Here is a 16,297-nt window from a genome sequence, read left to right as displayed (position 1 = left end):
GCGCAACGAGGCTGCTACGGGATCACGGGCTTTAAAGCTGATCGAAATCCAGCACTACCTTGTCGCTGACCGGGTAGGCCTGGCACGACAGTACATAGCCAGCCGCCACTTCGTAGTCTTCAAGGGCGTGGTTGCTGTCCATGTCCACTTCGCCTTCGATTACCTTGCATTTGCAGGTTGAACACACCCCGGCCTTGCACGAGTAAGGCAATTCGGCGCCCTGGGCATTGCCCGCATCAAGAATGCTCTGGCTGTTGCGCGGCAGGTCAAAAGCCAGGGCGCGGCCATCACTGATCACGGTGATCTGGCTGACCTGGGCATCGACCTGTCGAGCCGCTTCGCGGGCCTCACGCTTTTGCTGGCTGCCTGCGGCGGCGAACAGTTCGAAATGAATGCGCTCGCCCGGCATGCCCTTGGCCTTGAGGCTGTCGCGCACGATTTCGGTCATTTCCTGCGGGCCGCAGATAAACGCCGCATCGAGGGATTTGATATCGAGCCAGCGGGAAAACAGTTGTTCGCATTTCTCGGCATTGATACGACCGTTGTACAGGTCGATATCCTGCTGCTCGCGGCTGAACACAAAGATCAGGTTCAGCCGCTGCAGGTAACGGTTTTTCAGGTCTTCCAGTTGTTCGCGAAACAGCGCCCCGGAACTCGAACGGTTGCCGTAAAGCAGCGTTACGCGGCTGTGTGGCTCGGTCTGCAGGGTGGTCTTGATGATCGACAGAATCGGCGTGATGCCGCTGCCTGCGGCAACGGCCAGGTAGTTGCCCTGGCGGGCCGGGTCGAGTTCTACGCAAAAATGCCCCGCTGGTGGCATCACTTCCAGGCTGTCCCCGGCCTTCAACTGCTCGTTGGCAAAGGCTGAGAAACGCCCGCCGAGTACACGTTTGACGGCAATGCGCAGTTCACCGTCGTTGATCCCGGTGCAGATCGAATACGAGCGGCGCACTTCTTCGCCGTCCAGCAGGGTGCGCATTACCAGGTGCTGGCCCTGGGTGAAGTGAAAGCTGTCTTGCAGGTGCTGTGGAATCTCGAAGGCGATGGACACCGCGTCACGGGTCTCGTTACGCACGTCCTTGATGGTCAGGCGGTGAAATTTGCTCATTATTATTCTCCAACTGGGACGGCCGATTGCCGCTCAGATGCACTTGAAATAGTCGAACGGTTCCAGGCAATCGCGGCAGCGGTGCAGCGCCTTGCAGGCCGTGGAGCCAAACTCGCTGAGCACTTCGGTGTGCGTGCTGGCGCACTGCGGGCAGGCAATCAGCGGGCTTTCACCGAGCAGGCTGCGTTTGCTGGTACTGCCCACCGGCGGGGCGATGCCGTAGGCGCGCAAGCGTTCACGACCACTGTCGCTGATCCAGTCGGTGGTCCAGGCCGGAGTCAATTTGCGCTCCAGTAACGGTGCCTTGAACCCGGCCAGTTCCAGTGCCTGGCGGATATCGCTCTCGATCACTTCAGTGGCGGGGCAGCCGGAGTAGGTCGGTGTGACCACCACATGCAGATGCCCGGCCTGCCAGTCGAGACCGCGTACGATACCCAGGTCGACCACGCTGACCACCGGCACTTCCGGGTCCATGACCTGCGCCAGGGTTGCCCATGCGTTGGCCAGGTCGGCGGGTTGCGCTGGCCGTGCGCCCTGGTCGCTGGTGATCAGCTCACCAGGTTGCATCGGGGTACGCTCGGTGCAGTGATTGCATCTCGGCCAGCAGAATGCCGAGGTGTTCGGAATGCAGGCCGCGGCGCGCATTCAAGTAGAAGTAGCCGGGCGTAGCAGGCACGGGCAGAGTGGCGCTGGTGAAAATCTTGCCGACGGTTGTTTGCCAGTTAGCTGCAACGTGGGCGGTGTCCGGGGTAATGCCGGCTGCGCACAGGCGTTGTTCACTGTCATCGGCACAGATCAGCTCGACGGTGAAGCGCCAGACTTCGGGGATGGCTGCCAGCATGCGGGCATGGCTTTGTTCAGTGCCGTCACCCAGGCGCTCGACCCATTCGCCTGAGCGGCGCAGGTGATAGGTAACTTCTTTGACGGCTTTGGCGGCGATCCCGGCGATGCGCTCGTCGCTGGACTGGCTCAGCCCGTTGAGTACTTGCAAGTGCCAGGCGTCATAGAGGAATTGCTTGAGGATGGTCACCGCGTAATCGCCGTTGGGCTGTTCCACCAGCAGCAGGTTGCGATAGGCCCGTTCATCGCGGCGGAACGCCAGGTGGTCGGCGTCGCGGCCGTCGTCCAGCAGTTCGGCGGCGTAGTCCAGCCAGTTGCGCGCCTGGCCCACCAGGTCCAGGCCAACATTCATCAGTGCCAGTTCTTCTTCCAGTGCCGGTGCCTTGCCACACCACTGACACAGGCGCTGGCCCTGAATCAGGGCGCTGTCGCCGAGGCGCAGCAGGTATTCGATCAGATCGCTGTTGTTATTGTTGTTCATGGTCGACCTCACATATGCCCGACTTCGGCCGGCAACTCGTAGAAGCTGGCGTGGCGATAAACCTTGTCGTCCGCGGGATCGAACAGCGGGTCCTTTTCATCGGGGGACGAGGCGGTGATCAGGGCCGAAGGCACCACCCACAGGCTGACGCCTTCGCTGCGGCGGGTGTACAGGTCCCGGGCGTTTTCGATGGCCATGGCCGTGTCGGCGGCATGCACGCTGCCGACATGCTTGTGGTTGAGGCCGTGCTTGCTGCGCACGAAGACTTCAAAGAGGGTCCATTCAGACATATCAATAACTCCACATCAGGTGGCCGATCAGGCGGCGTTCTTGTTCTGTTTTTTACGGGCGTGGGCGACGGCGGCTTCACGGACCCAGGCACCGTCTTCAATGGCCTTGCGCCGGGTGGCTACGCGTTCGTGGTTGCACGGACCGTTGCCCTTGAGCACTTCGTAGAACTCGTTCCACTGGATTTCGCCGAAATCGTAATGGCCGCGTTCGGCGTTCCACTTCAGGTCCGGGTCGGGGCAGGTGCAACCCAGTAGCTCCAGTTGCGGGATGGTCTGGTCAATAAAGCGCTGGCGCAGTTCGTCGTTGCTCTGGCGCTTGATTTTCCAGGCCATGGACTGGGCACTGTTGGGGGAGTGTTCGTCGCTTGGGCCAAACATCATCAGCGATGGCCACCACAGGCGGTTGATCGCGTCCTGGACCATGTCTTTTTGCGCCTGATTACCATGACGCATCATGGTCAGGAGGATTTCGTAGCCCTGGCGCTGGTGGAAGCTCTCTTCCTTGCAAATCCGCACCATGGCCCGGGAGTAAGGACCATAGGAGGTGCGCTGCAACACCACCTGATTGACGATTGCCGCACCGTCCACCAGCCAGCCCACGGCGCCCATGTCGGCCCAGTTCAGGGTCGGGTAGTTGAAGATGCTCGAGTATTTGGCCTTGCCGCTGTGCAGCTTGGCGACTTCTTCGTCGCGGTCGGCGCCCAGGGTTTCCATGGCGCTGTACAGGTACAGACCATGACCGGCCTCGTCCTGAATCTTGGCCATCAGTTGCAGCTTGCGCTTGAGAGTTGGCGCGCGGGTGACCCAGTTGCCTTCGGGCAGCATGCCGACAATTTCCGAGTGGGCGTGCTGGGATATCTGCCGGATCAGGGTTTGCCGATAGGCATCGGGCATCCAGTTTTTGGCTTCGATCTTGATTTCGGCATCGATTTTTTCCTGAAAGGCGCGCTCCTCTGCGCACATTTCGGACAGGTCCTTGATGCGCTTGACGCCGGTTTCTACAAGCTGTGCGTACATGGGTTTTCTCCCGCCATAAATCTGTTCAAAGGCATGGCAACTTTATAAGCGATACAAAATTTAATATCAAACACAAAATGTCGTGTCATATGTATTTTTGTATCGCTTTGGCTTTTTCGCGGGCAAAAAAAAAGCCCTGCAGGGCAGGGCCATGCAGGGCTTGTAGTCGCTGCCGAGGAACGAAGGCTGCGAACTTTGTATTCGCGTCGCTGCAAGGCAAGGGCTCGCAGCCTTCGTTCCTCGGCAGCGACTACGGTGAATGGAGTGTTTTCAAGCCTTCGGTCGCTTGTCGAACACGTGACAGGCCTTGCCTTCTGAGCGTTTGAGCGAGTGCACTGGCTGCAGGACGATGCGTGAGCTGATGCCGATATGGGTCTTGATATGCCGGCTCAGTTCGTTGCACGCGGCTTTCTGTTGTTCATCACTCAAGTGCTGGTGTTCAGCCTTGAATTCAACGTGAATGTCGACGCTGTCCAAATTGCCATTACGATACAGATGGATCTCATAGCACTCTGCAAAGTGTTTTATTTTAAGAACCTGTTCTTCGACTTGGGACGGGAACACGTTGACGCCGCGAATGATCAGCATGTCATCGCTGCGCCCGGCGATCTTGTCCAGGCGCCGCATCGGCCGCGCAGTACCTGGCAGCAGGCGTGTCAGGTCGCGGGTACGGTAGCGGATCATGGGCAAGGCCTCCTTGCTCAGGGAGGTGAACACCAGTTCGCCCATCTGCCCGTCCGGCAGCACTTCGCCTGTCACCGGATCGATGATTTCCGGGTAGAAGTGGTCTTCCCAAATAGTCAGCCCGTCCTTGGTTTCCGCGCACTCCATGGCCACACCCGGGCCCATGATTTCCGAGAGGCCGTAGATATCCAGGGCGGTGATGCCCATACGGTTTTCGATGGCGCTGCGCAGCTCACCGGTCCAGGGTTCGGCACCGAAGATGCCTAGACGCAAGGCCAGTTTGTGCGGATCAATGCCCTGACGCTCGATTTCATCGGCGATATTGAGCATATAGGACGGCGTGACCATGATGATGTCGGGCTGGAAGTCCTTAATCAGTTGGACCTGTTTTTCGGTCTGCCCGCCGGACATCGGAATCACCGTGCAGCCCAGGCGTTCAGCACCGTAATGGGCGCCCAGGCCGCCGGTGAACAGGCCATAGCCATAGGAAACCTGCACCTTGTCGCCGCGTCTGCCGCCTGCCGCACGGATGGAGCGAGCGACGATATTGGCCCAGGTGTCGATGTCATTCTGGGTGTAGCCGACCACGGTCGGTTTGCCTGTGGTGCCGCTGGAGGCATGCAGGCGCACAACGTCCTGCGACGGCACGGCGAACATGCCGTAGGGGTAGTTGTCGCGCAGGTCGGCCTTGGTGGTGAAAGGCAGTTTCGCCAGGTCGTCCAGCGACTGGATGTCGTCCGGGTGCACGCCCAGTGCATCGAAGCGTTGCCGGTACAACGGCACGTTGGTGTAGGCGTGTTTCAGACTCCAGCGCAGGCGCTCGAGCTGGTGCTGGCGCAGCTCGTCGACGCTGGCGGTTTCAATCGGGTCCAGGGCTGCTTCAAACACGGTTTTGGCAATTGGCATGTTCATGACTTCACTCGAATTGTTTTTATGTTTCAGCCCGGCCGAAGCAGGGCGTTGAGTGCATGCCCCAAGGATACCTCTCGGCTCCCTGGGAATCGCGATTGTTTAGTCGGGCAGGCGTTCAATAATCAACGCAATGCCCTGGCCCACGCCGATGCACATGGTGCACAGGGCATAGCGGCCCTGACGCTCCTCCAGTTCATGCAGGGCGGTGGTCACCAGCCGTGCGCCGCTCATGCCCAGCGGATGACCGAGGGCAATGGCGCCGCCGTTGGGGTTGACCCGTGAGTCGGTATCGCTCAAGCCAAGCTCGCGTAATACCGCCAGGCCCTGGGCGGCAAATGCTTCATTGAGTTCGATTACGTCCATGTCGGCCAGGCTCAGGTTGGCTAGCTCCAGCACCTTGCGGGTGGCCGGTACCGGGCCGATGCCCATGATGCGCGGTTCTACGCCCGCAGTGGCCATGGCCACGACCCGGCCGCGGGCTTTGAGCCCGTAACGCCTGGCAACTTCGCGGCTGGCCAGTAACAGCGCACAAGCGCCGTCATTGACCCCGGATGCATTGCCAGCGGTGATGCTGCCGCCTTCGCGAAACGGCGTGCCCAGTTTCTGCAACTGCTCAAGGGTGGTGTCACCGCGGGGGTGTTCATCGTGCTCGACAATTTTCGCCGGGCCTTTGCGCTGGGGGATCTGTACCGCGACGATTTCCCGGGCCAAACGTCCGTTGGCCTGGGCTGCAGCGGCGCGTTGCTGACTGCGCAGGGCAAAGGCGTCCTGGTCGGCGCGGGAGATATTGAACTGCTCGGCGACGTTCTCGGCAGTCTCGGGCATGGAGTCGATACCGAAGGCTTTTTGCATCAGCGGGTTGATAAAGCGCCAGCCAATGGTGGTGTCGTAAATCTCTGCCTGCCGGGAGAACGCCTGCTCGGCCTTGCCCATCACCAGCGGGGCGCGGGACATCGACTCCACGCCACCCACCAGCATCAGCCCGGCCTCAGCGCAGCGAATCGCCCGGGCGGCGCTGCCGACAGCATCCAGCCCGGAACCGCACAGGCGGTTGAGGGTGGTACCCGGCACGCTGACCGGCAACCCGGCCAGCAGGGCCGACATGCGCGCGACGTTACGGTTGTCTTCACCGGCCTGGTTGGCGCAGCCGTAGATCACATCATCGACGGTACTCCAATCGACCTGCGGGTGGCGGCGCAGCAGTTCACGCAGGGGCACTGCGCCGAGGTCGTCGGCACGAACGCTACTCAGGGCGCCGGCGTAGCGGCCAATCGGGGTGCGCACCGCATCGATGATCAGGGCGTCATTCATTCGGGGTCTCCTGCGTCAGCACTGAGCCGCGCACTTTGTAGGACTTGCCATGGAACAGGGCGATCAACTGGCCCTGGTGGTTTTCAATCCGCACGTCATAGTTACCGGTGCGCCCGGAACGGCTCTGCTCAATGCAGACGGCGCTCAAAGTGTCACCCGCACGTGCCGGGGCGATGTAGTCGATGCTGCAGCCGATGGCCACGGTGGCTTCGTTGTAGCTGTTGCAGGCCAGGGCAAAGGCCGAGTCGGCGAGGGCGAACAGGTAACCGCCGTGGCATGTGCCGTGGCCCTGGATCATGTCGACGCGCACGTTCATCTCGACCCGGGCGCTGCCCGGTCCCGCCGAGAGCAGGCGCATGCCCATGGCCTTGCTGGCGTTGTCGCGTTCGAACATGGCCTCTGCGCAGCGCCTGGCCAGATCAGTGGTGTGAAAATCAGTCATGAAACGTTCTCCCTTCGGCGGCACGGCGGCGCAGCAGCAACGATGGCCGGTAGCGTTCTTCACCGTAACTGGCGTGCAGGTTTTCCAGGGTGGCAAGGATATGACCCAGCCCGATGGCATCGGCCCAGGCCAGCGGGCCCAGGGGGTAATTGACCCCGGCACGCATTGCCAGGTCGATATCGGCGGCTGAGGCCACGCCTTGCAGCAGGGCATCGGCGGCTTCATTGGCGAGCATCGCCACGGTGCGCAGCACAGCCAGGGCCGGGCTGTCGCTGAGCTGGCTGACCTGCAAGCCGGCCTGTTGCAGCAGGGCAACGCCTTGGGCCAGAGCCAGAGGCTCAATACCGGCTGCGTAACTGATGGCGAGCCGGCTGGCGGTACCGTAGTCGCAAGCCAGATCCAGCAGGATCAGATTGCGCAGGCCCTCGTCCCGGGCACGCTGGCAGGCCATACGCCCGTCGCTCAGGGCCAGTACGGCATCACCGACACGCAGCAGGCCGCGGCCATCGCGTTGAATGATTTCAATCTGCTGCTCATGCAGGCGTGCAATCAGGCCCGCGGCGATGCCCAGATCACCTTCCACTACACAGGCAGTGACCCTTTGCTCGCTGATGAGGGTCGCGGCCTGTGGGCGCTCGGCACCCACGGCATAGCTATAAAAGCCCTGGCCGCTTTTGCGCCCCAGGCGTGCGGCGTCCACCAGTTCCTTCTGGATCAACGAGGGCAGGAAGCGGGTATCGCCGTAATAAGCCTCGAACACCGAGCAGGTCACGGCATAGTTGACGTCATGGCCGATCAGGTCGGTCAGCTCGAAAGCGCCCATGGCAAAGCCGCCCGCGTCACGCATCAGCGCATCCAGGGTCGGGCAGTCGGCGCAGCCTTCCTGCAGCAGGCGCAGGCTTTCGGCATAAAACGGGCGGGCAACGCGATTGACGATAAACCCCGGTGTGGAGCGCGTATGTACCGGTTTTTTGCCCCATGCACGCGCGGTGTGGTACAGGCATTCGGCCAAGGCCGGGTCGCTGGCCAGGCCTGAAACGATTTCAACCAGCGCCATGACCGGCGCCGGATTGAAGAAGTGCAGGCCAAGTACGCGTTGCGGGTGATTGAGTTGCGCGGCGATGCTGGTGATCGACAGCGAGGAGGTGTTGCTGGCCAGAATGCACTGCTCGGAGCAGATGCTTTCCAGCAGGCGGAACAGGTCGCGTTTGGCTTGCAGGTTCTCGACAATGGCTTCGATAACCAGCGCGCAATCGGCCAGCGCCTGGATATTTTCCACGGCCTGCAGCCGTGCCACCGTCGAGGAGTGCTCCTGGGCCGAGAGTTTGCCTTTAGCGACACGCTTGCCCAGTTGCCGGTCAATGCCTTCGATGGCTTGAGCTGCAGCCCCAGGGCGGTTGTCCAGCAACAACACGGTATGGCCGGCCTGTGCCGCGACCTGGGCAATCCCGGCACCCATGGCGCCAGCGCCAATCACGGCGATGCGTGCGTTGGTGTTCAGTGCGGTCATGTCTCAGCGCCCCTTGAAACTTGGGCTGCGTTTTTCCATAAAGGCGCTGATGCCCTCACGGTAATCTTCGCTGCGCCCGGCCAGGCGTTGCAGGTCGCGCTCCAGCTCAAGCTGCTGGTCAAAACTGTTGTTCAGGCTGGCATTGAGGCTGCGTTTGATCAGCGCCAGGCCGTAGGTGGGCTGGGTAGCGAGATGGCGGGCCAGGGTCAGGGCTTCATCACGCAGCTCGGCGTCGTCGACGCAGCGGTAGATCAGGCCCCATTGCTCGGCCTGTTCGGCAGACAGGCGATTGCCCAGCAAGGCCAGCGCCTTGGCCCGGGCCATGCCCACCAGCCGTGGCAGGGTCCAGGTGCCGCCGGAATCGGGGATCAGACCAATTTTGCAGAAGGCCTGGATAAAGCTGGCAGAACGCGCGGCCAGGACCAGATCGCAGACCAGGGGAATATTGGCGCCGGCACCAGCGGCTACGCCGTTGACCGCGCAGATGACCGGCATTGGCAGGTCGCGCAGCTGGCGGATCAGCGGGTTGTAGAAGGTCTCGATCGACTCGCCCAGGTCCGGCGCCGTGCTACCCGGCGCGACCGTGCGGTCGCTGAGGTCCTGGCCGGCACAGAAACCGCGACCTTCGCCCGTGAGCAGCAATACCCGCACGGCCGGATTCTGGCGCACCTGTTTTAGCGCTTCCTTGACCTCGCCATGCATCTGCACGTTGAAGCTGTTGAGTTGCTCGGGTCGATTGAGGCTGAGCAGGGCGACGCCTGCGTCGATGGAAAACAGGATATGTTCAAAGTTCATGCTGATGGCGCTCTCTGAAAGGTCGTTCGAATTCGCAGGCTCAAGGCCCGGTTACTGCCCGGTGAAAACCGCCGTGCGTTTTTCCTGAAAGGCCCGTATGCCTTCATCGCGGTCGCGGGTGCCTGCCAGTACGGTGAAGGCGTGACGCTCGAAACGCAGGCCGCTGGCCAGGTCGGTGTCCATCGCCTTGAGCAGCGCTTCCTTGGCCAGGCGCACCGCCAGTGGTGCCTTGGCAGCAATGTTGCGGGCAACCTGCAGGGCGCGTTCGACGGTGAGTTCCGGCTGGGTCACTTCACTGACCAGCCCAGCGCGTTGAGCCTGGCGGGCGTCGATAGGCTCGCCGGTGAGGACCATCTGCATCGCCATGGATTTACCCACAGCGCGCAGCAGACGTTGGGTGCCGCCCGCACCGGGCATGATCCCGAGGTTGATTTCCGGCTGACCGAAGCGTGCGTCTTCGCCGGCAATGATGATGTCGGCGTGCATGGCCAATTCGCAGCCGCCGCCCAGGGCAAAGCCGTTGACGGCAGCGATCAGGGGCTTGCTGAAACGGGTGATGGTTTGCCAGGACGCCTGGCGCGGGTCGTCGAGAATGCCGACCAGGTTGCGTTCGGCCATTTCCTTGATGTCGGCACCGGCTGCAAAGGCTTTGCGGCTACCGGTCAGGACCACCACGCGGGTATCGGGATCGCCTTGTGCGGCGTTGAGTTCATCCGCCAGCTCACTGAGCAATTGCGTGGTCAGGGCATTCAGCGCCTGGGGGCGCTGCAGGGTAATCAGGCGCACGCCAGGTTCAAGGAACTCGACAGCAAGGGTTAGAGGCATGGCAGATGCCCTCACGGTGCACGCTCGGCTGCAAGGCCGGCTTATTATTGGATCGGCCAGATGGGCCGGTTTGGCCTGAGTATACCTACAATGCGATACACAAAAGCAATTCAAAACATAAATTAATGTGTCCTGTTGTTGGTGTATTGATCCGCCCGGGAAGATTCAAGAAGGTTATGATCATTAGCTGAATCCCCGAATTTGTTAGCCTTAAAGGCTTGTATTTGAGTGTTTTCGGGTCTTCATAACGCTAGCTGGCTAAGTGATACGGTTTTTTGCATTTGCTCATAAAAAAGTGATGTGATACAAAAACATGTAAATATCGCATCGCTTTCTGTGTGCTCTTTCAAGGAACCTGCAATGACTTGCTACAGCCTCGATGGTTTGACCCCGGTGGTAGATCCCACAGCCTATGTGCATCCGTCTGCAGTCCTGATCGGCGACGTGATTGTCGGCCCCCGTTGCTACGTCGGGCCGCTGGCCAGTTTGCGTGGGGATTTTGGCCGTATCGTGCTGGAGGAGGGCGCTAACCTGCAGGACACCTGCGTGATGCACGGCTTCCCCGACAGCGACACCGTGGTTGAGCGTAACGGCCATATCGGCCATGGCGCCGTATTGCATGGCTGCCGCATCGGTGCCGATGCGCTGGTCGGCATGAATGCCGTGGTCATGGACCGTGCGCAGATTGGCGCGCGCTCATTTGTTTCGGCGGCGGCTTTCGTCAAGGCAGGTTTCGAGTGTCCGCAGCAGTCCCTGGTGATGGGGGCCCCGGCCAGCGTCAAGCGCGACCTCAGCGATGAAGAGGTGGCGTGGAAGCAGGCAGGTACCCGCGAGTATCAGCAATTGGCCCAGCGTTGCCTTGAGCAAATGCAACTGTGCGAGCCGCTCAGCGAAGTCGAAGTCGATCGCCCACGCATCAGCGATAGCGGTTTGCGGCCCAAGGGCACTGCCCGGTGAACACCAGGCTCGCCCCCACACGGGCACATTCGGTATATTCCTTTTCTTTTTTCAACCCGGTACGCCCATGACGTCCCTTGCACCGTTGAACTCACTGGTCACGCGCTTTCAGGAGCAGACGCCGATCCGCGCCAGCTCGCTGATCATTACCCTGTATGGCGATGCGATCGAGCCCCACGGCGGCACAGTCTGGCTGGGCAGCCTGATCCAGTTGCTCGAGCCTGTTGGCATCAATGAGCGGCTGATCCGCACGTCGATCTTTCGCCTGACCAAAGAGGGCTGGTTGAGTGCCGAGAAAGTCGGCCGGCGCAGTTACTACAGCCTGACCGGGGCTGGACGGCGGCGTTTCGACAAGGCGTTCAAACGGGTTTACAGCTCCAACGTGCCCGCGTGGGACGGGTCATGGTGCCTGGTCATGCTGACGCAGTTGACCCAGGACAAGCGTAAGCAAGTGCGCGAAGAGCTGGAGTGGCAGGGTTTTGGTGCCATCTCGCCTGTCGTGCTGGCTTGCCCGCGCAGCGACCGGTCCGATGTTAATGCGACGCTGCTCGACCTTGGCGTTCTGGAAGAAACCATTGTCTTTGAAACCACTGCCCAGGATGTCCTGAGCTCCAAGGCCCTGCGCCTGCAGGTGCGCGAGAGCTGGAATATTGAAGAACTGGCGACCCATTACAGCGAGTTTATCCAGCTGTTTCGGCCGCTCTGGCAAGCGCTGCGTGAGCAGGAACACCTGCAACCGTGCGAGTGCTTTCTGGCGCGAACCCTGCTGATTCATGAATACCGCAAACTGCTGTTGCGTGACCCGCAATTACCGGACGAGCTATTGCCCGGCGACTGGGAAGGCCGCGCTGCACGCCAGTTGTGCCGCAATATTTATCGATTGATCTACGCCAAGGCCGAGGAATGGCTCAATAGCGCACTGGAAACCGCCGACGGGCCGTTGCCGGACGTTGGCGAAAGCTTTTATCGACGCTTTGGCGGGCTCAAGTAACCCGTCATACCCGTGTGGGGCTTTACCTCACACGGGTTCTTCAGTGACGCCCCACGGGTTTACAGTATCTTGAAGGGCACGTTGATAATCAGCCGGAACTCTTCAATGTTGCCTTCCGCCTGATACTCGCTGGCACGATGCCAGGCATAGCCACTGAACACACTGGCCCCCTTCCAATCACCGGACTGTATGACATAGCTGGCGTAAGCCCCGACCTCATAGTGGCTTTCGTCACTCTGCTTGAGTACGGACGAATAGATGCCATTACTGCCGCCGTCATAGTGAGTGCCATCGATGCCCCAGCCTTTGACATACCAGAGCAGAGTCTTGAACCCCGGCACGCCATAGGCGGTGAAATCGTTGGTGTAGTTGATCTGGAATGAGCGTTCGTTCGGTCCGTTGTAGAACGACAGCTGGGTGTTGGGCAGGTTGATCGCATTGGTTTCGCCGACATAATCGAAATACTCATCGCCCTTGATCTGCTGCAAGCCAAACTTCAGGGTATGGTTTTTGTATTTCGGCGAAAAACTCAGGCCATAGGCTTGCTGGTCGATTTTACCGGCCACTTCGCGCCCGCTCGACCGGGTGTTGTAGAAGTCGAACTGCAGGTCCGCGCTGACCTCGTCCCAACGGTATTGCTGCCCCAGCCCGACATATTCGCGATCCCAGATATCTTCGAAGCGGGAGGCATAGGCACTGGCGCGCCAGCCGCTGGTGGCCAGGTAATCGGCACCGGTGTAAGCCACCCAGTCACTGACAACCCGGCGCGATCCGAAACTGGGAGTCAGGTCCTGGCTGCCGGCACCCGTGCGGGGTGTGGCCTTGTCGAAGTAACCGGACTTGATGACCAGGCCTTGAATATCATGACTTTCAAGTGACACGCCATCGAATGAAGCAGGTAGTGTTCTTGTATCGGAATAGCCCATGACCGGTGTTTTGACCTGCTGTCTGCCAACCTTGAGCAATGTGTCAGAGATTTTGAATTTGAGCGCTGCAATACCGACCTTGCTCCAGTCATCCACCACATCACCATCCTTGTTGACCAGCAGGCGATTGCTCCCGCCAGCGGTGGCCAGTTTGCTGCGTTCAAGTGCAACGGCGCAATACAGGGACAGATCAAGGCCAAAACCGACCGTGCCCTGAGTCAAACCGGAAATATAGTCCAGCTTGAAGCCCTGAACCCACGCGGTGCGGTCACGGACAGCGCGTAGTCCGTCGGATGTATGAGCCTGATAGTAGGTGCCCTTGCGGCCGATTTCGTGTGAGTACCACTGGCGGGTGTTGAGGGTCAGGGAGCTGTCCTCGATAAAACCCGCTTCTGTGGCCACAGCCGGGGGCGGAATCAAAAAAAATACAGCACAAAGCCCTGCGGCCACTGGGGTCGAACGAACGCTATGCATGACTTGCTTCCTTTGTTTTTATTGTTTTTGTGAGGCGCACCCACGCCTTGCGCATGGGGCAAGGCGATAGTGATCAATCAGGAGGGGGTCGACGTTGCTTGCTTACTACCAGTACAACTCAAGTGTGGGAGCAAGCCCGCTCCCACACTTGAGTGAACAGCTTTGCGCTTAGTAGCTAAGGGTTTGTCTGTCGACTGTATGGGCTTCGATATCTTCGGCTGTCAGCCAGGTGCGTTTGTTTTTCAGGTCACCGTAGAGGGCCAATTGGTCGTCGAAGTGTCTGGAGCGGCTACCGTCTGGTGCTATAAAGCCTGATTGCCCGGGTGCGACGACTTCAAAACCTTGCACGCCATCGCCGGTAAACACGGTGAGGTTGTTTTCAGTGCCGCGGTTCATCGCCAGGCGGTTGCTCATTTGTTCCTTTTCACCCGCCTGGGGGATACCCAGGAAGTTCTTCGCGGCGTAAGTGGTGTGGGCAATCCCGGTGCGCCAACTGGCAACCTGCGGCCCTTGCTCCGCACTCAGTTCATCGATACTCAGCTGCAAGGCCTTGAGCATCAGGGCATCGACATCCTTGCCCTGGAACAGGTCGAAACCGTTGGCTTTCTCGGCGGCGGTGGCGATCATCGCCTGATGCATGACCTTGGTGCCGACGTTGATATTCTGGCTGCCTGGCGTGCTGCTGCCCGGTTTGAAGTGCCCGCTGGCGAGAAACAGATCAGCTTGCTCCTTGGGCAACACGTCACCCAGCGACAGCGTCAGCATATGCTTGAGCCAGGCGCGGAAAATGGGGGTGGCGGCCGAGTCATAGCGCCCGTCAGCGTCGCTATCGAGTTCCTGGTAATCCCATTTGGCAAGGATGGCAGCCGCTTCCCGCACTTTTGGCTGGTCGCTTTGCCCGGCGGCCTTGACCAGGCGCGGTACAAAGAACCGTGCATTCGGGTCTTCAAAACCGGCCTCCATCATCAGGTTCCAGGCCTGGTCAGGGGTGAAGGCGGGGCGGCTGTCGAGACGGGTGAACAGCGTCTGGATACGGTCAGCGTTGTTCCAGGAATACCACCATTGATCCGGGCTTGGAAAACCTTCGGCAGGGCGGTTGTTCCAGTTGGCGATGTAACCCGTTTTCGGGTTGTAGACTTGCGGGTTGGTGGCAAACGGCATAAAGCCCTGCCACTCGAAGTCACCGTTGCCCGACACCGGCAAACGGCTGTCGTGACCTTGCACACGCACCGGATAGCGCCCGCCGAGGGCGTAGCCGATATTGCCCTGATTGTCGGCGTAGTACCAATTGACGTTGATGGCCGAATGCTGGACCTGATTGCCCCATTGCTCGTGGTTTTTCGCTTTGCTGACCTTGTTCCAGCTCATCAGGGTCGCGACTTCCTCGCCTTCCCAGCCGCGACGTTTGGCATAAGCAACGCCAGCTTCTGGCTGGTACTCGACAACGGCGCCCTGAACGCTGCGGTATACCGTGATCTGCTGGCTTTTTTCACCCTTGATATCGACGCTTTCGACGCGTTTCTCAAAGGGGCGATAGCGCCCTTGGTAGAGATATTGTTCAGGGTTTTTCGGATTCAGTTCGAGGCGATACAGGTCGACGTTGTCGCCTGCGCCCCAGGTACTGCCCCAGGTAATGTCCTTGTTATAGCCGAACTCGACCATCGGGTAGCCGAACGGGCTATTGCCTACGGCGTCATAACCGGCACCGTGCAAGCCGATCGAGTAGGTGTAGGCGGGCTGGAAGAAGCCGAACTGCGGGCCATTGATAAGGATCGCCCTGGCATCCCTGGACTTTTGCCCGCCGAGCACGATGATATTGCTGAAGGCCCGCTCCCTGGGGGCTCCCCAGGGCGCAGGCGGCTCGTTGAGCGCGAGTAATTGCAACGGTTTGAGCGGTTGCTGCGCGGCAACCGGGGTTTTCGCCGGTACATAGGCCCCATCGCGCAGAGACGGTTGCCACTCGCCCTTGGGAATCGTGGTGGGGGCGTCCGGGTTATCGACGGCCAGCAGCTTGTCGAAGATGGCTTTGCCATTTGCCTGCCCGTTCAGCTTGATCAACCCTTCCAGCAACTGCTGGTTTTGCAGCTCGGAGTTATAGTCGCCGAAGCGATTGATCATTGAGCCAATAAACACCATCGCCACGTCGAAAGAGGTCCAGCGCTGTGGGCTGAAACCATTGTCGATAAACTGTTTGGGCATCAGCGTACCCGGACTACGGTCGATCTCATCCAGCCATTTATTGATGCCCTGGGCATAGCCTTCGAGAATATCCCTGTCAGCCTTGGGCAACTTAGCCAGCTGAGCCTTGATGTTTTGCGGCGAGTAGTTTTTGCGAATGCCGATATCGAAGCTTACGTAATCCTTGCCTAGGGCCTGCGCCACCTGGCCCTGGGTGCTGCGCCGGGACATTTCCAGCTGATACAGGCGATCTTGCGCGATGGCATAGCCATAGCCGTAGAACACGCCATACACCTCATTGGCGTAGACGTGAGCCGTACCGTACTCATCACGCTTGATCGTGACATCGCCAGCCTGAGCGGGAACAAGGGGAGCCCCCAGAACAAGGACGGCACACAGCGGCATGGCAAGGCGGGGCGACAGGAGAGATCTCATGGAATCCTCTGATTGTTATTATTCGATACGCAAATATATTTTTGCTGGATAAAAAGGTATCACTTGTGCGCGACGGCCGTCAAATGCCCGCCCCACTGGGTGATCTTGGTATGGCGCGCGC

General features: G+C 60.0%; 15 protein-coding genes. 2 read left to right on the top strand and 13 right to left on the bottom strand.

The features are described from left to right. Positions 1-31 precede the first annotated feature (31 nt). The 11 genes from paaE to paaF form a co-directional block, all read right to left on the bottom strand. The gene (paaE, locus tag ACZRMH_RS11770; protein ID WP_464013521.1) at positions 32-1,108 is read right to left on the bottom strand and encodes a 1,2-phenylacetyl-CoA epoxidase subunit PaaE; all 1,077 of its coding nucleotides are present in this window, start codon (positions 1,106-1,108) and stop codon (positions 32-34) included. Between the two features lie 33 nt (positions 1,109-1,141). Continuing rightward, the gene (gene paaD / locus ACZRMH_RS11765; protein ID WP_464013520.1) at positions 1,142-1,675 is read right to left on the bottom strand and encodes a 1,2-phenylacetyl-CoA epoxidase subunit PaaD; all 534 of its coding nucleotides are present in this window, start codon (positions 1,673-1,675) and stop codon (positions 1,142-1,144) included. Continuing rightward, the gene (gene paaC, locus ACZRMH_RS11760) at positions 1,662-2,429 is read right to left on the bottom strand and encodes a 1,2-phenylacetyl-CoA epoxidase subunit PaaC (protein ID WP_464013519.1); all 768 of its coding nucleotides are present in this window, start codon (positions 2,427-2,429) and stop codon (positions 1,662-1,664) included. Before paaC ends, paaD begins: the two co-directional genes overlap by 14 nt. 8 nt (positions 2,430-2,437) lie before the next feature. Next, positions 2,438-2,719, bottom strand: coding sequence for a 1,2-phenylacetyl-CoA epoxidase subunit PaaB (gene paaB / locus ACZRMH_RS11755; RefSeq protein ID WP_464013518.1), 282 nt, complete (start codon positions 2,717-2,719; stop codon positions 2,438-2,440). 27 nt (positions 2,720-2,746) lie between these two features. After that, positions 2,747-3,736 carry a 1,2-phenylacetyl-CoA epoxidase subunit PaaA gene (gene paaA / locus ACZRMH_RS11750; protein WP_464013517.1) on the bottom strand — a complete coding sequence of 330 codons (990 nt, stop codon included), beginning with the start codon at positions 3,734-3,736 and terminating at the stop codon, positions 2,747-2,749. A 270-nt stretch (positions 3,737-4,006) separates the two neighbouring features. After that, complete coding sequence (paaK, locus tag ACZRMH_RS11745) at positions 4,007-5,332, bottom strand: phenylacetate--CoA ligase PaaK (RefSeq protein ID WP_464013516.1); 1,326 nt, start codon at positions 5,330-5,332, stop codon at positions 4,007-4,009. Positions 5,333-5,431: 99 nt separating this feature from the next. Further along, positions 5,432-6,643, bottom strand: a complete 1,212-nt coding sequence (gene pcaF / locus ACZRMH_RS11740; protein WP_464013515.1) for a 3-oxoadipyl-CoA thiolase — start codon at positions 6,641-6,643, stop codon at positions 5,432-5,434. Next, entirely contained in the window at positions 6,636-7,085 is a 450-nt protein-coding gene (gene paaI / locus ACZRMH_RS11735) for a hydroxyphenylacetyl-CoA thioesterase PaaI (RefSeq protein ID WP_464013514.1), read from the bottom strand. Before paaI ends, pcaF begins: the two co-directional genes overlap by 8 nt. Further along, on the bottom strand, positions 7,078-8,595 hold the full coding sequence (paaH, locus tag ACZRMH_RS11730) for a 3-hydroxyacyl-CoA dehydrogenase PaaH (RefSeq protein ID WP_464013513.1): 1,518 nt from the start codon (positions 8,593-8,595) through the stop codon (positions 7,078-7,080). Before paaH ends, paaI begins: the two co-directional genes overlap by 8 nt. Positions 8,596-8,598: 3 nt before the next feature. Then, positions 8,599-9,390, bottom strand: a complete 792-nt coding sequence (gene paaG / locus ACZRMH_RS11725; protein ID WP_464013512.1) for a 2-(1,2-epoxy-1,2-dihydrophenyl)acetyl-CoA isomerase PaaG — start codon at positions 9,388-9,390, stop codon at positions 8,599-8,601. A 51-nt stretch (positions 9,391-9,441) separates the two neighbouring features. Continuing rightward, a complete protein-coding gene (gene paaF / locus ACZRMH_RS11720; RefSeq protein ID WP_464013511.1) occupies positions 9,442-10,215 on the bottom strand; it encodes a 2,3-dehydroadipyl-CoA hydratase PaaF in 774 nt (257 codons plus the stop codon). A gap of 360 nt (positions 10,216-10,575) precedes the next feature. Between paaF and paaY the strand changes: the two genes are divergently transcribed. Together paaY and paaX are read left to right on the top strand one after the other, a co-directional pair. Beyond that, positions 10,576-11,172: a phenylacetic acid degradation protein PaaY gene (paaY, locus tag ACZRMH_RS11715; RefSeq protein ID WP_464013510.1), complete on the top strand. Its 597-nt coding sequence runs from the start codon at positions 10,576-10,578 to the stop codon at positions 11,170-11,172. Between the two features lie 67 nt (positions 11,173-11,239). Beyond that, complete coding sequence (paaX, locus tag ACZRMH_RS11710; protein ID WP_464013509.1) at positions 11,240-12,163, top strand: phenylacetic acid degradation operon negative regulatory protein PaaX; 924 nt, start codon at positions 11,240-11,242, stop codon at positions 12,161-12,163. Between the two features lie 59 nt (positions 12,164-12,222). Here paaX and ACZRMH_RS11705 read toward each other — a convergent pair whose 3' ends face one another. Continuing rightward, a complete protein-coding gene (locus ACZRMH_RS11705; protein ID WP_464013508.1) occupies positions 12,223-13,563 on the bottom strand; it encodes an OprD family outer membrane porin in 1,341 nt (446 codons plus the stop codon). Positions 13,564-13,731: 168 nt separating this feature from the next. Further along, complete coding sequence (locus ACZRMH_RS11700) at positions 13,732-16,176, bottom strand: penicillin acylase family protein (RefSeq protein WP_464013507.1); 2,445 nt, start codon at positions 16,174-16,176, stop codon at positions 13,732-13,734. Positions 16,177-16,297 lie beyond the last annotated feature (121 nt).

It is taken from the genome of Pseudomonas sp. B414, from assembly GCF_055408445.1.
Note: the sequence above shows the minus strand (reverse complement) of the source record. Positions and strands in the feature narration are given on the sequence as shown.

Bases quoted from the DNA above. Each gene is read 5' to 3' on its own strand.
- paaB (WP_464013518.1), bottom strand. From the start codon at position 2,719: ATGTCTGAATGGACCCTCTTTGAAGTCTTCGTGCGCAGCAAGCACGGC.
- paaF (WP_464013511.1), bottom strand. From the start codon at position 10,215: ATGCCTCTAACCCTTGCTGTCGAGTTCCTTGAACCTGGCGTGCGCCTG.
- pcaF (WP_464013515.1), bottom strand. From the start codon at position 6,643: ATGAATGACGCCCTGATCATCGATGCGGTGCGCACCCCGATTGGCCGC.
- paaI (WP_464013514.1), bottom strand. From the start codon at position 7,085: ATGACTGATTTTCACACCACTGATCTGGCCAGGCGCTGCGCAGAGGCC.
- paaE (WP_464013521.1), bottom strand. From the start codon at position 1,108: ATGAGCAAATTTCACCGCCTGACCATCAAGGACGTGCGTAACGAGACC.
- paaX (WP_464013509.1), top strand. From the start codon at position 11,240: ATGACGTCCCTTGCACCGTTGAACTCACTGGTCACGCGCTTTCAGGAG.
- paaA (WP_464013517.1), bottom strand. From the start codon at position 3,736: ATGTACGCACAGCTTGTAGAAACCGGCGTCAAGCGCATCAAGGACCTG.
- ACZRMH_RS11700 (WP_464013507.1), bottom strand. From the start codon at position 16,176: ATGAGATCTCTCCTGTCGCCCCGCCTTGCCATGCCGCTGTGTGCCGTC.
- paaG (WP_464013512.1), bottom strand. From the start codon at position 9,390: ATGAACTTTGAACATATCCTGTTTTCCATCGACGCAGGCGTCGCCCTG.
- ACZRMH_RS11705 (WP_464013508.1), bottom strand. From the start codon at position 13,563: ATGCATAGCGTTCGTTCGACCCCAGTGGCCGCAGGGCTTTGTGCTGTA.
- paaH (WP_464013513.1), bottom strand. From the start codon at position 8,595: ATGACCGCACTGAACACCAACGCACGCATCGCCGTGATTGGCGCTGGC.
- paaC (WP_464013519.1), bottom strand. From the start codon at position 2,429: ATGAACAACAATAACAACAGCGATCTGATCGAATACCTGCTGCGCCTC.
- paaK (WP_464013516.1), bottom strand. From the start codon at position 5,332: ATGAACATGCCAATTGCCAAAACCGTGTTTGAAGCAGCCCTGGACCCG.
- paaY (WP_464013510.1), top strand. From the start codon at position 10,576: ATGACTTGCTACAGCCTCGATGGTTTGACCCCGGTGGTAGATCCCACA.
- paaD (WP_464013520.1), bottom strand. From the start codon at position 1,675: ATGCAACCTGGTGAGCTGATCACCAGCGACCAGGGCGCACGGCCAGCG.